Below are 13,920 nucleotides of genomic sequence, written 5' to 3' on the forward strand. Positions count from 1 at the left end.
ATCGCTGAGCCGGTAAGGACGTGGACGATTGCCGTGCTCGCGCCGTGAAGATCGCGACTGCAGGAATCAATGCGAGCGGAATTGTAGGAGCTTCTTTCAAATCCCGCCAGACACTGCGGCTCTATTCGCGTCATCCCGCTTTCCCGATATTTAAAATGGCGGATTGAGACAGGAACGCCGCGCGTTGATATGCGTCAATACTCATGGTTTACGCGAATGCCGGCCACGCAGATCCGCGATCGACTGGATTCCGGATTGTCTTCCCGGGATTGATTTGAATTTAAATCCGCTTTGGCAAAGTATTTATCCGCCTTGTAAAACATTGCGATTAATTTCGGCAGCACGAAATCGTTTGCGAGGCGCGGGTATTTCGCGTAAGTCATTGAATATATTGAATTTCACAATCTATAAAGAATGTCGGCTTCAATAATTCAAGATCGTGTCCCATAATTCGTCCGAACTTTGAATGCCGGGTGGCACAGCGCAACGGAAGGCGCCGCAAGGTGCGCCGGACGTTGTGCGATTCGAGTCCGAAGCATCGATTGATGCCCGCCCGGGCAAATGCTCGTGGCACGGAAATGAAACACCGGTTGCCGAAGATGAAATAAAAGAAGCGGGGTTGGTCGCGGTCGGCGCGACCTCACATCAGAGGTGTTTATAACGACAGGTTGAATCTCCGGATTCAGTCGGGGAAAGGCTCGTCCATAAATAGCATTACGCATTCCTAATGAGGTTTCATGAATAACGGAACGGGCCGTAACTAGACGGCGGGCCCGGAGGCTTCGATCGTCCGGTGGAAACGAACGGTCGATGCGGATCGCCTCCAACGTGGCAGCGCCGGATCACGGAATCGGGTTCCGCACCGAAGTCGCAATCGCAATCGAAGTCGAAGCTGTCAATAAACGTAAGTAGTCCATATTCAAACCAGACGCTACACAACGGAGCAGAAGACCATGAAGAGGAAGCAGATTTCGGTGCTCGCCGCCGCGATGTTCGCGGGCGCGGGTATGCTGAGCGCCGGCGCCGCGCACGCCGACAATTTCGTCGACCGCGGCAACCCGGACAACGCGCTGAACGGGCAGTGCATCGACGGGACCAACCCGCTGTGCGTCAAGACGAAGAACGGGACCTACGTGGCGGTGAGTACCACGAACGTGACGCAGGGCACGAATGCCAAGGCCGGCACCAGCGGCATCGCGATCGGCGACCAGTCGAATGCGAGCAGCAACGGCGGCAGCAGCAGCGGCGGTGCGATTGCGATCGGTGTCGGCTCGCAGGCGCTGGCGAACTCGGCGACCGCGATCGGCACGGTGGCGGTCGCGCAGGGCAACACCGCGCTGGCGATCGGCCGCCAGTCGGCCGCAGTCGGCGATTTCTCGATGGCGCTCGGCAACGTGGCGGATGCGCACGGCACCAGCTCGATCGCGCTCGGCCACTCGGCATTGGCCAGCGGCGACCGCTCGGTCGCAATCGGCGGCGCGAACCCGACGTCGAGCGATGGCGTATCGGCCGGCGCGTCGTACGACGCGGCGACGCAGACGCGCGCGGGCGGCACGCAATCGGTGGCGATCGGCGCGGGTGCGCAGACGAACGACAACAATCAGGTGGCGATCGGGTCGGGCAGCATCGGCGCGAACAACGGCGGCACGCCGGTGTTCGGCGGCACGGCCGCACCGGTCGGCGGCGCGGTATCGTTCGGTGCAATCGGCAGCGAACGCCAGCTCAAGAACGTTGCGGCGGGCGCGGCCGATACGGACGCCGTCAACGTCCAGCAGCTGAAGAACGTGAACAACACGCTCAGCACGGGCATCGGCAATGTCGACGCGCGCGTGACGTCGGTCGGCAATTCGCTGTCGACCACGATCTCGAACGTCGACCAGCGCGTGACCAGCGTCGGCAACAGCCTCAGCACGAGCATCGTCACGGCGACGCAGAACGTCGTGAAGTACACCGACAACACGCATGCGGCGATCGCGCTCGACGGCGTCAACGGCACGACGATCGGCGGTGTCGCGGCCGGCGTGGCCGATACCGACGCCGTCAATGTCGGCCAGCTGAAGGGCAGCGTCACGCCGCTTCAGACGTCCATTTCGACGGCGGCGTCGAACATCGCGAACCTGCAGACCAGCGTGACCGGCATCAACACGTCGCTGAGTACGGCGGCGTCGAACATCGGCGGCCTGCAGGCGGCCGATGCGCGCAACGTGAAGTACGACGGCGCGAGCGGCTTCGACTCGGTGACGTTCGCGGGCACCAACGGCACGACGCTGCACAACGTCGCCGACGGCAAGGACGTACACGACGCCGTCAACGTCGGGCAGCTGAACGGCGGCCTCGCGTCGCTCAGCACGAGCGTGACGAACAACCTCAGTACGACGCTCGGCAACCTGAGCACGTCGATCACCAGCCAGATCAGCAGCGCGACGAAGAACGCCGTGCAGTACGACAGCGACGCGCACAGCGGCGTCACGCTGGGCGGGACGGGGGCGGCGGCGCCGGTCGGCCTGCACAACGTCGCGGACGGCACGGCCGCGAACGATGCGGTGAACGTGGGCCAGCTCGGCAAGGCAACCAGCACGCTCAATCAGTCGATCACGACCGTCGGCAACCAGGTGACGACGAACACGGGCAATATCGCGGCGCTGCAGCAGGATGCGCTCCAGTGGAACCCGGGCATCGGCGCTTACGACGCGAGCCACGGCGGCCACGGCCCGCAGCTCATCAGCAACGTCGCGGCCGGCAAGGCCGGCACCGACGCGGTCAACGTCGACCAGCTGACCGCGGCGATTCACGACGGCACGAGCCAGCTCGATGCGCTGGCCGTGAAATACGACGACGCGAGCAAGCGGCAGGTTTCGCTCGGCGCGGGCAACGGCGGCAGCCCGGTGCGCGTGACCAACGTCGCGGCCGGCAACGTCGCGGCCGGCAGCACCGACGCGGTGAACGGCGCACAGCTGCGCAGCGCGATCGACAGTACCGCGGCCGCACTCGGCGGCGGCGCGACGTCGAATCCGGACGGCTCGATCACCGCTCCGAACTACAAGATCGGCGGCAGCGCGTTCAACAATGTCGGCGACGCACTGACGAACCTAGACGGCCGCGTCGGCAGCAACACGACGACCCTCGCGAATCACGAAACGCGCATCGGCAACGCCGAAACGAATATCGCGGGCAACACGGCGGCGATCGCCGGGCTGCAGCAGGACGCGCTGCAGTTCGATCCGAAGCTCGGCGCGTTCAGCGCGGCGCGCGGCGGTGCACCGACGCAGCTGACGAACGTGGCCGACGGCAATGTCGCCGCGGGCAGCACGGATGCGGTGAACGGCGGCCAGCTGTCGGGCGTGAAAACCGCGCTCGAACAGCAGATCACGCAGGTGTCGAACCAGGCCGGCGAAGCCGTGAAGAACGTCGTCAAGTACGACGTCGACACGAACGGCAACCGGCTGAATTCGGTGTCGCTCGTCGGCGGCGATGCAACGTCGGCGGTCGTGCTGAAGAACGTCGCGGCGGGCACCAGCGATACGGACGCGGTGAACGTGAAGCAGCTGAAGGGCGTGCAGTCGAACCTCAACCAGCTCGGCGCGCTCGCGGTGCAGTACGACGACAGCTCGAAGAGCACGATCACGCTCGGCGGCGCCGGCGGCACGCGCATCACCAACGTGCAGGCAGGCACGCTCAGCGCGACCAGCACCGACGCGGTGAACGGCTCGCAGCTCTACGCGACCAACCAGCAGGTGTCGAAGAACACGACCGACATCTCGAACCTGCAGAGCAACGTCACCAACATCGCGAACGGCAAGGCCGGCCTCGTGCAGCAGCAGGATCCGAACGGCGCGATCACGGTCGGGCAGGGCACGGGCGGCACCAGCGTGAACTTCTCCGGCACGGCGGGCGACCGCGTGCTGACCGGCGTCGCGGCGGGCGTGAACGCCAACGACGCGGTCAACATGGGCCAGTTCAACACCGCGCTGCAGAATGCCGCGGCCAACGACAAGATCCGCGCGGCGGCGACCGATGCGAACACGTCGTGGATCGCGCGTGCCGATGCGGGTTCGATCGGGTCGACGGCGACCGCGACCGGCAAGAATGCGGTGGCGGTTGGCCAGGGCTCCGTCGCCGATCGCGACAATTCGTTCTCGGTCGGTGCGAAGGGCAGCGAGCGCCAGGTCACGAACGTCGCGGCCGGGACGGCGCCGACCGACGCGGTGAACGTGCAGCAGCTGAACGACAACCTGTCGACGGCATCGGCGCAGGCGAAGGGCTACACCGACCAGCGCGTCGGCCAGGTGTACAACGCGTTCAACGACCTGAAGAAGGACATGTACGGCGGCGTCGCGTCGGCGATGGCGGTGGCCGGTTTGCCGCAGCCGACGGGCGCGGGGCGCTCGATGGTGTCGGCGGCGACGTCGAACTATCACGGTCAGCAGGGCTTCGCGGCCGGCTACTCGTACGTGACGGAGAGCAACCGCTGGGTCGTCAAGGCGTCGGTGACGGGCAACACGCGGTCGGACTTCGGCGCGGTGGTCGGCGCGGGTTATCAGTTCTGATGCAGGTCGCGCAGCGTTGAGCGTTGAGCGGTGCGGGCGCCGGGGCATGGATGCAGCGCCCGGTACCCGTGATCGCCCGGTGGCCCGGGGTCCGTTGACGGACCCCGGGCCATTTGCGCAGCGGCCCGCCTGGCGGCAGGCATGCGCCGGTCTGTTCGACCAGGCGGATGAATCCGGGCAGCGCGCGAATCGACGCGCCCGCCGTTGCGCCGATACTCGCGGCGCCGCCGCATGCGCGCGGCGGACGATGCAACGCGCATGCGGTTCCGGGACGCTCAGCGGACGCTGGTTTGCCGCGGCGGCGGAATGTCCTTGAATCGTGGATCGAGCGCGATCCAGAACGCTTGCGTCCGGCCCGGTTCGGTCAGCGCCGGGTCGGGGCGCCAGCCGCGCGCCTGCTTTCGCTCCAGTTGCGCCGTATTGCTGTCCCATACGCGAGACAGCCTGTATCGATCACCCTTCGCGATCAACGCGTCGTCGACCTGTTTCGCGAGGTTTCTCGCGGCGTCCGTTCCCCGATGTTCCCGGGCGACCAGGATATTGATCTGGGCGACTTGTCCCGGCGCGTGCAGCCCGGTTTCCGAATCGTCCATGAAACCCGTGATCACGTCGTCCTTGACCGCGACGACCACCCCGTCATAGTTGCGCGGGTCGAATGCGTCGGGCGGGTAATCCTCCTCGAAACGGGCGGCAAGTGGGCCACGATCGTCCGCGTCTATTTCGAACGGGAATCTGATGAGTTCGTCCCTGGTGTTCGCGTCATGCGGGTCGACCGCTCCCATCGTCGTTCCGTCGGCGTAGTGCCGGCGGCGCGAAAGCTGTGCCGGCGGCGCTTCGCCCGCGCTCTCCAGCGACGCCGTACTTGGACGGCGCTGTCCGGACAAGGGGGCGGGAACTGCGATTGGATCTGGGCTTGCGCGGCAGTATCGACGGTTGGCGCCGGCGCTGGCGCTCAGTGCGAACTGTCGACAGGGCTTTCGCTGTTTCGCGGGCTGGAATCGGGACTCGGGGTGCGCGTCACTTGCATGGCGTTCAGGAAATGAGTGGCGGGTTAACGGAATGTAGGCGGGCCTCGCGCGCCGATCGCCGCCGCATCGGAACCGCGGTCGCCGGATGCGAAGCGAGCGTGACGCTGGCGGCATCGATTGCGGGTTTGCGCGCGCCGCTTCGCATTGCGTCCGGCCGCAATCGACGGACCGAGGTATTTCTGCAGGAGTCGGCGTCAGCACGGCCTTGCCGAAGGGGCGTTCACCCCAGCCCCATGCTAGCGAACAGGTATCGGAGAGCACATGGACAATACGGTCAGCGGGCCGCGTCAGGTTTCATTCGGAAGTCCGCCTGCATCTACGCCGGCGCCGGAGCGCCACGACAGCCCGCCAGCGCAGCCGTCCAGCCCGGCCGGCGGCGCGGTGCTCGAACGGCTGCGCACGATCGGCGCCCGGGCGGATACGCCTTTTTCTCCGCGGCCCGTCAGCCCGCTGACGAAGGCCGACATGAGGTCCGTCGTCACGCCAAGACCCGTCTCCCCGGAGACGGCATCGCCCATCCGCCGGCCGGCGGCATGGCGGATCGGCAACGTGCCCGCAAGCGCCGGCAACACGAGCCCGCCCGGCAGCTTGCCGGAGCCGGGCAGAACGGCTTCTGCTGCGTCGAACGGTCATTCGTCGCCGCATGCGGAAGCGCCGGCCAGCGCGCCGAAACAGCCGGACGAAGACTGGCGCGCGTTCCTGACGCGTACCGGGCATTCGCCTGGGTCGGAGGCACCACCATCGCCGTCCGGCAGCCCTGCGCAGACGAGGGGGCACGAAGACTGGAGCACGTTCCTGACGCGCACCGGGCATGCGCCTGGATCGGCGGCGCCGCCATCGTCATCCGGCAGCCCCGCGCAGACGGGGGGCCATGAAGACTGGAGCACGTTCCTGACGCGTACCGGGCATGCGCCTGGATCGGCGGCGCCGCCATCGTCATCCGGCAGCCCTGCGCAGACGGAGGGCCACGAAGACTGGCGCGCGTTCCTGACGCGCACCGGGCATGCAACGGAACCGGAGGCGGCAACCGAGCCGTCAGGCAGCCATTCGGCGGCGCGTGAAGGCGTGCAGGACAGCTTGCCCGCGAACCCGGCGGGACACGTGCCGGTGGCCGTTGCCGACGTTCCGCTGCAGGCGCCGAAACCGGTTCGTCCCCATGCGACGGCGCACATCTTGCGGGAAGTACCCGATCGTTCGCCCGGTGTGCCCGCGCAGGTCAATCCTGCACCGGCACGCGCCGACGCGCACCGTAATCCACTGCAGGCACTGAGGGACGGGATCCGACGCATCTTGCGCTGAATCGCATGGCCGTCCGCTGCGGATCGCCCGCCACCGTTTCGCATCGCGGCCGCCGCAACGGCACGCTTCTCCTACGATCGCTGTCACGGCCGCATGGGCGCGGCCCAACCCTGGGGAATTTCATGCAAGCTGCGCAGCGCTATCAACATGTCCTCACACAGCATCTCGCGAAGCCGCTCGAGCACGCGACGTCGCTTCCGGCGGCGTTCTACACCGACCCCGAGATCTTCGCCCACGAACGCGCGGTGCTCGACCAACGCCACTGGCGCGTCGCAGCCGCCGGCGGACAGGTTGCCCGGCCCGGCGACGTGCTGCCCGTCACGCTGTCCGGCATGCCGCTCGTCGTCACGCGCGATCGAGACGGCATGCTCGGCTGCTTTCACAACATCTGCAAGCACCGCGGCGTGCCGCTCGTGAGCGAGACGGCAAGCGACGTCCATTCGATCAGGTGCCCGTATCACGCGTGGCGATACGGATTGAACGGCGCGCTGGAACGTGCGAGCCACTTCAACGGGATTCACGACCACCACGTGGATGCTTCGCACCGCGCGTGTCTCGAACTCGATCGCGTGCGAAGCGCGAGCTGGAACGGTCTCGTCTGCGTGAACCCGGGCGGCCGAGCCGCGCCGCTCGCCGATACGCTGGCGGCGCTCGAGCGCCGCTGGCACGACTACGACTTCTCGCAACTGCAGTACGGCGGCGCGCTGCACTATCGCGTGCACGGCAACTGGAAGCTCGTCGTCGAGAACTTTCTCGACAGCTATCACAACCCGTTCGTGCATCCCGCGCTGAACAAGGCGTCGCTGTGGAACGAGCACTACCCGATCGTGGACGCGCACGTCTGCGGCGTCGGCACCCGTATCTACGATGCGGCGACCGCCGGCCACGGCGGCCTGCCGACGTTCGCCGGACTGTCGCCGCAACGCGCGCGCGGCGCCGAGTACCTGCTCGCGAGCCCCACGCTGATGCTCGGCCTGCATGCGGACTACCTGTTCGTGCTGACGGTCGATCCGGTCGACGTGCAGACCACCGACGAGCACGTGTACTTCTTCTTCGTCGGCACGCCGTCCGCCGGCGTACCGGCCACGAATGACGACGGCGATCCGCTGGAAGCGCTCCGCGAGCGCGTGCGCGCGAACTGGGATCGCATCAATCGCGAGGACCTTCCGATGATCGAGGGCATGCACGCGTGCCGCCGCTCGCCCGGCTATCGCGCCGGCCCGTTCTCGCCGTTCCACGAAGGGCCGCTGCATGCGTTCCAGCTCTCGCTCGCGCGCCGGATGGCGCCCGAACCGGCTGTGCCGTCGCAGCCCGCCGAACGGCACGACGCACTCCGCTTCCACCCGATTTCAGTCGAGGCCTGACCATGCAGATTGCATTCAACGGGCCGTCGCACGGCGACCTGGGCGAGCGGCTGTGCGCGCTCATCGGCGCCGACGCGGTGCTGACCGACGAACCGTCGCTTGCGTTCTATTCGAACGACGTGTTCTGGCAACCGGGCGTGGCGCCGCTGGCGATCACGCTGCCGCGCAGCGCCGACGACGTGGTCGCGCTTGCGCGACTCGCGCAGGATCTCGACGTCGCGCTGATTCCGCGCGGCGGCGGCCTGTCGTACGGCAAGGGCTATCTGCCGCCGCACCGCAACTGCATCGTGGTCGACACGCGGCGCATGTCGCGCGTGATCGAAATCGACGAGAAGAGCCGCTTCGTCACCGTCGAAGCCGGCTGCACCTGGGCCGAACTGCACGAGGCGCTGCTGCCCACCGGCTTGCGCACGCCGTACTGGGGGCCGATGTCGGGGATCGGCGGGACGGTCGGGGGCGCACTGTCGCAGAACAGCGCGTTCTACGGATCGAGCCGCCACGGCACGGTGGCCGACAGCGTGCTCGGCGTCACGGCCGTGCTGGCCGACGGCACCTGCGTGACCACCGGATCGGGCGGGCGGCGCGGCGCGAAGCCGTTCACGCGCCACGGCGGCGGCCCCGATTTCACGGGGCTCTTTCTCGGCGACAACGGTGCGTTCGGCATCAAGGTCGCCGCGACGCTGCGCCTGATCGAGCGTACGCCGCATGTCGGCTACCTGTCGGCCGGCTTCGCGACGATGCAGGCGATGGTCGACGCGCAGGTGCGGCTGGCGCAGACCGGCAAGATCGCGGAGAGCTTCGGCATCGACCGCAACAAGGCGCTGCAGTCGGCCGGCGTGAACCGCGCGGCCGACAGCGTGAAGAACCTGCTGGCGGTGGTCGGCGCCGGCACGAGCCTCGCGGCCGGCGTGAAGGACGCGGTGGCGGTCGCCGCGGGCGGCACGCAGTTCCTGACGGCGTATCCGTACACGCTGCACCTGATGGTCGAGGACGAATCGGCGCGACGCCTCGGCGAGGCGCTGGCCGAGGTGCGCGCCATCGTGCTGTACGAGGGCGTCGAGCTGCCCGATTCGGTGCCGCGCGTGATTCGCGCGAAACCGTTCGGCCCGGTGCGCGGCATGCTCGGGCTGAACGGCGAACGCTGGGTACCGTGCCACGCCACGTTCGCACTCGCCGATGCGTTGTACGTGTGCGATGCGATGGCGCGTCACTTTGAAACGTTCGATGCGTTGATGACGCAACACGGGATCAGCCGCTCGCATTTCCTGATGTGCATCGGCAACGAGTTTTTCTTCGAGACCGCGTTCTACTGGCGCGACGAACTCACGCCGCTGCACGTCGCGACGGTCGGGGCGGACGTCACGGCGCCGTGGGCCGACCGGCCAGCCGCGCCCGACGCGCGGGCCGCCGTACAGGCGATTCGCGACGCGACCTATCTCGCGTATGCGGAACTGGGCGGTGCGAGCTGGCAGGTGTCGCGCGACTATCCGTTCGAGCGCGTGCTGGAACCGGGGTCGTGGAACCTGATGCGGCGTGTCAAGGCGAGCCTCGATCCGGATCGGCGAGTCAACCCGGGAGCGCTCGGCGATGGCTGCTGATCCGCGCGAAGGGGCGGCGGCCGGTACGCCCGCCGCCGACGGCGTGACCGGCGCGCAGGTCGCGCTGATGGCGACGCTGTGCGCGTTCTCGGCCGGCAGCCTCTACTACAACCAGGTCATGGCGACTGCGATCGCGTCGAGCTTCGGCGTCGCGCCGGCCACCGCGAGCACGCTGTCGATCTTCGGCCACGTCGGCTACGTGGCCGGCCTCGTGCTGCTCGTGCCGCTCGGCGACCGTTACGAGAAGCGCTCGCTGGTCGCGCGTCTCGCGTGGCTCGGTGCGCTTGCATTGGCCGGTGCGGCGCTTGCGCCGTTCTTCGCGCTGGAGGCGCTCGCCACCCTTGCGAGCGGCGTGTTCGCGACCACCGCGTCGCTGACCGTGCCGTTCGCGGCGACGCTGGCGGCGCCCGCGCGGCGCGGCCGTGTCGTGGGGCGCGTGATGCTCGGGCTGCTGATCGGCATCGTCGCGAGCCGCGTGGTTTCGGGCGCGCTGACCGACGCGCTCGGCTGGCGCGCGATGTTCGCGTTCGCGGCGCTCGCGCAGGCCCTCCTCGCGTGGCTCGTGTCGCGCCGGCTGCCGCGCTCGCCGGCGACGACCGGCGAATCCTATGCGAGCCTGCTTCGCTCGCTGCACGCGCTTTATCGCGACGAACCGCGCCTGCGGCTGTCGGCGTGGCGCGGCGCGCTGCTGTTCGGCGCGTTCAGCGCGCTGTGGGCGAGCTACGCGCTGCATCTGCGGCACACGCATCCGGCATGGGGCGCGGCCGTGGACGGGTTGTTCGGGCTCGCGGGCATCGCCGGTGCGCTGATCGCGCCGGCGATCGGCCGCGCGGCCGACGTGCTCGGACCCGAGCGCGTGTTCGGGCGCGCGCTGGCCTGCCTGTTCGTCGCACTGGTGCTGTTCGCCGCGTGGCCGGGGCAGGTCGCCGTCGAGGCGCTGGCGATCGTGTTGCTCGACATGGGCATCCAGGCCGCGATGGTCTGCAACCAGACCGTGATCTATGCGCTGCGGCCGGCCGCGCGCACGCGCATCAACGGCGTCTACATGATCGTGTACTTCATCGGCGGCACCAGTGGCACGGCGCTGGCCGTGCCGGCGTGGACGACGGCAGGGTGGCCGGGCGTGCTGGCCGTGTGCACGGCATTCGTCGCGGCGGGGGCCGGGTTGCATGCCGGGGCACGGTGGCGTGCGCGTGCGTGGCGCGGCGACCCGACGGTCTGACCGTCTGACGCTGCGCGATCGGGTACGGCCTGGCCCCGCGCGCATGACGGATGCGCCTGCGTCGACCGTCGCAATCAGCGCGGAACAATGGGCGGTCAGACGCGGCAGGACATTCAACGACACGCGCACCGCGCCCGCGATGCGCGGCCCATCCGCGCGTGGGCTCGCCCCCGTCCGTCCCCATCGCATGACGACCGACGTCGAACGCCGCGGACCGGTGTTCCAGTGCGTCGCACGTGTGACCTTCGGGGGCAACGGGTTCCGGAACCAGCACAGGCGCACCGCCACGCGGGTTACATCATCGATGCGAAGACGGATTGGCGGACGCGAAGTGCCGGTCCGCCGCGCGAGCCTGGGTCAGGCGAGGCTTCACGCGCGCAGCCAGATGAATTCACCCGTCGCGATACCTTCGAACATGTCGTCGTTCGATTCGATGATGTTCTGCCGCCAGTACCGGCCGTGCTCGGCGTAGTGCGAGAGGAGGTCGGCGAGGGTCTCGCCGGTCACGTCGTCGGCGAACGGCACGCGCACGATCAGCACGATGCCGCCCGTATCGCTGTCCATGCCGAGCTGTGCCTGGTCCTGCGCATAGATCAGCAGGTTCGCTTCCAGCATCAGCCGGAAGATCGTCAACGTGCGGCCGGCCGTGACCGTGCCGTAATGAAAATTGACGTAGAGCGCGCCCGGGTCGTTGTCGAAGTAATCGAGCCGCACGTCGAAACCCTCGACCTCGATCGTCCGCGTCTGCAGGATGTGGTCGACGTCGGGCAAGCCGACGGCGGCGCACAGTTCGCCGACCAGCGCGGTATAGATATCGATGCTCATCGGCCTTGCGACCCGTCGAAAGAAGTGCCGGCCGTACCGCGCCGCGACCCGACCGGCACAAGGGTCGCGGCGCCGGTTGCCTTCGTCTCGATCACGAGGGCTTCGCGGCCTCCTTGACACCCGAAGAGGCCGCTTTCATTGCCTCGCCGGTCGCCTGCTTCAATTGCATGTTCGACACGGCGCCTGCGATCGCCAGTTGTTCGTTCCCGGCGGCCCCAAGCTGTCCGATGATGCCACCGGTGGCGGCAGCCGAATTCGCGCCTCCCGCGACGCTGCCGACGACGTTGCCAATACTCATGTCCGACTCCTTTCGACGTGTAGAAGAGCCTGTCCGAACGCCGCCGCGATTGCATGCGGGCGACTTTCTCGACAGTACGTTGCAGATCGCGACGGTCCGGTCGCCCGGCGTCGCGGGATTCCGCGCACAAGCGCGAAAACCGGGCGCTACTTCGCGAGTTCCTGCTCGCGAAGCTGCGCGACGAGGCGGCTGGCCGCCATCAGTCCGAGATAGATCTTCGAGCGGTTGCTGCGGTCCAGGTCGGTACCGCCCCGGGCGTCGCCGACCGCCTGGGCACTGAGCTGCAGCGCGCGCTCGAGCTCGATCAGCCGCGGCCCCGAGGCCGGGTCGGCGAGCAGGTTCTGCAGGTTGCCGAAATCCTCGGCGTGGCGTTCGATTGCTTCGTACATGCGAATTCCCCTTGGGCTTCAGTGAATCGACGCTGCGGCGGCCCGGTCGTCCGACGGCAACGGCACCGGATCGACCCGCGCGACGGGCGGTGTGGCGGGCGCCGCCGGCGTGGCGGATGCCGCGCCCGGCGCCGATGCGGCGGCCGTTTCCGGTGCGATGTCGTCAGCGGCGTCGGGCACCGGATAGATGTGCTTCACGCCGTCCGGCGTTTCGGCATACCGCACGTCGCCCGACGACAGCAGCGCGGTGAAATTCCCCTGTTTGGGGGCCGGCGCCGGCAGGTCGATGTCGGTCAACGCGACGCGAATCTGCGTGACGCTCTTGTCGAAATCGCCGCGAATACGCGTCAGCGCACTCTCGACGCGTTGCCGGTCCGCCACCGCGCCGGATACCGTAAACACGCCGTGGCCGTCGTAAGCGACCTGGACGCCGTCGACGTCGACGGCATCGCGAATGCCGCGAGCGATGTCGTCGGCCACCCGATAGCGGCGCACGATGACGGCCGGCTTCATGCGGTCGAACAGTTGCCGCGCGACATGATCGTCGTTCGCCGAGCGGACCATCCCCGTCACCACCGCGCGCGCGGCGCCGTCGCCGCCATCGCGGGCCGCATGTAGCTCGTTCAGGTGCGCGTCGGCCAGCGCGCGGTTCACGCGTTGCTCGAGCAGCACGTCGGGCGGCGCGAGCGCGGCGCGGCTGACGTTGGTCGTCAGCGCGAAGCTGAGGCCGGCCACGCCCGCGCCGACGGCGACACACGCGGCGACGATGCCCGCATAGCGCAGCCGTTTCACGCGCGCGGCGCCGCGCGGCGTGTCGTCGCCTTCGTTCGACGCGCGGGCGGGGCCGGTCAGCAGTGTCGACAGCAACGCGAGGTCGCTCGGCCACGTGTCGTCCGCCCAGCCGATGCACAACGCGATGTCGTCGAACTGCAACGGCACGAAGTCGACCATCCAGACCTTGCAAGGATCCAGCGTCGCAGGCGGTTCGTCGTCGTGCCCGGCGAACGCGTCGCCGCGAGCCGCGCGGGCCGACGCCGCGTCATCGCCGTCGCGCGGCAGGTCTGCCTGCGGTGCAGCGAAGGCGGCGAGCGAATCGTTCGTGTCCGCGTGCTCGAGCCGCTGGCTGCTGACCGCGCCGTTCGATTCGACCACCAGCAGGACGTCGGCACCCCGCCAGTCGGTGAGCTGGATGTCGGCGTCGTCGTCGGCGCCGACGCGATACGCACCGGGCTCCAGATGGACCTGGGCGCCGGCGTGGTGTCCCGTGAGGATGCGCAGCAGTTTCATGGTCGATTCGGATCCGTGCGGTGACGCAGGCGACATGCATCGCAGCGGCGTCGCGTGCTTTCG

The 13,920-nt window shown here is 68.2% G+C and carries 10 protein-coding genes; 5 read left to right on the forward strand and 5 right to left on the reverse strand.

Annotation, left to right across the window (positions count from 1 at the left end; translation table 11 throughout):
- The first annotated feature begins 953 nt into the window (after positions 1-953).
- Positions 954-4,547, forward strand: a complete 3,594-nt coding sequence (locus OHZ10_RS33165; RefSeq protein ID WP_342706297.1) for a YadA family autotransporter adhesin — start codon at positions 954-956, stop codon at positions 4,545-4,547.
- Between the two features lie 275 nt (positions 4,548-4,822).
- Here the strand turns inward: OHZ10_RS33165 and OHZ10_RS33170 are convergent, their stop codons facing one another.
- Positions 4,823-5,329, reverse strand: coding sequence for a hypothetical protein (locus OHZ10_RS33170; RefSeq protein ID WP_340625944.1), 507 nt, complete (start codon positions 5,327-5,329; stop codon positions 4,823-4,825).
- A gap of 795 nt (positions 5,330-6,124) precedes the next feature.
- On the opposite strand from OHZ10_RS33170, the gene OHZ10_RS33175 reads away from it, so the two are divergent.
- The 4 genes from OHZ10_RS33175 (at position 6,125) to OHZ10_RS33190 (ending at position 11,058) form a co-directional block, all read left to right on the forward strand.
- Positions 6,125-6,874, forward strand: coding sequence for a hypothetical protein (locus tag OHZ10_RS33175; protein WP_342706298.1), 750 nt, complete (start codon positions 6,125-6,127; stop codon positions 6,872-6,874).
- Between the two features lie 122 nt (positions 6,875-6,996).
- Entirely contained in the window at positions 6,997-8,238 is a 1,242-nt protein-coding gene (locus tag OHZ10_RS33180; protein WP_342706299.1) for an aromatic ring-hydroxylating dioxygenase subunit alpha, read from the forward strand.
- A 2-nt stretch (positions 8,239-8,240) separates the two neighbouring features.
- On the forward strand, positions 8,241-9,836 hold the full coding sequence (locus OHZ10_RS33185; protein WP_059241433.1) for an FAD-binding oxidoreductase: 1,596 nt from the start codon (positions 8,241-8,243) through the stop codon (positions 9,834-9,836).
- On the forward strand, positions 9,826-11,058 hold the full coding sequence (locus OHZ10_RS33190) for an MFS transporter (protein ID WP_174992388.1): 1,233 nt from the start codon (positions 9,826-9,828) through the stop codon (positions 11,056-11,058). The genes OHZ10_RS33185 and OHZ10_RS33190 overlap by 11 nt, the downstream gene beginning before the upstream one ends.
- A 369-nt stretch (positions 11,059-11,427) precedes the next feature.
- Here OHZ10_RS33190 and OHZ10_RS33195 read toward each other — a convergent pair whose 3' ends face one another.
- The 4 genes from OHZ10_RS33195 to OHZ10_RS33210 all read right to left on the reverse strand — a co-directional run bounded on the left by OHZ10_RS33195 (position 11,428) and on the right by OHZ10_RS33210 (position 13,857).
- Entirely contained in the window at positions 11,428-11,883 is a 456-nt protein-coding gene (locus OHZ10_RS33195) for a CesT family type III secretion system chaperone (RefSeq protein WP_059241437.1), read from the reverse strand.
- Positions 11,884-11,974: 91 nt separating this feature from the next.
- Entirely contained in the window at positions 11,975-12,181 is a 207-nt protein-coding gene (locus OHZ10_RS33200) for a hypothetical protein (protein WP_059241440.1), read from the reverse strand.
- Positions 12,182-12,327: 146 nt separating this feature from the next.
- Entirely contained in the window at positions 12,328-12,570 is a 243-nt protein-coding gene (locus OHZ10_RS33205) for a hypothetical protein (protein WP_059241441.1), read from the reverse strand.
- Between the two features lie 18 nt (positions 12,571-12,588).
- Positions 12,589-13,857, reverse strand: a complete 1,269-nt coding sequence (locus OHZ10_RS33210) for a secretion protein (RefSeq protein ID WP_342706300.1) — start codon at positions 13,855-13,857, stop codon at positions 12,589-12,591.
- Between the last annotated feature and the right edge of the window lie 63 nt (positions 13,858-13,920).

It is taken from the genome of Burkholderia arboris, from assembly GCF_038723655.1.
Lineage (GTDB): Bacteria > Pseudomonadota > Gammaproteobacteria > Burkholderiales > Burkholderiaceae > Burkholderia > Burkholderia arboris.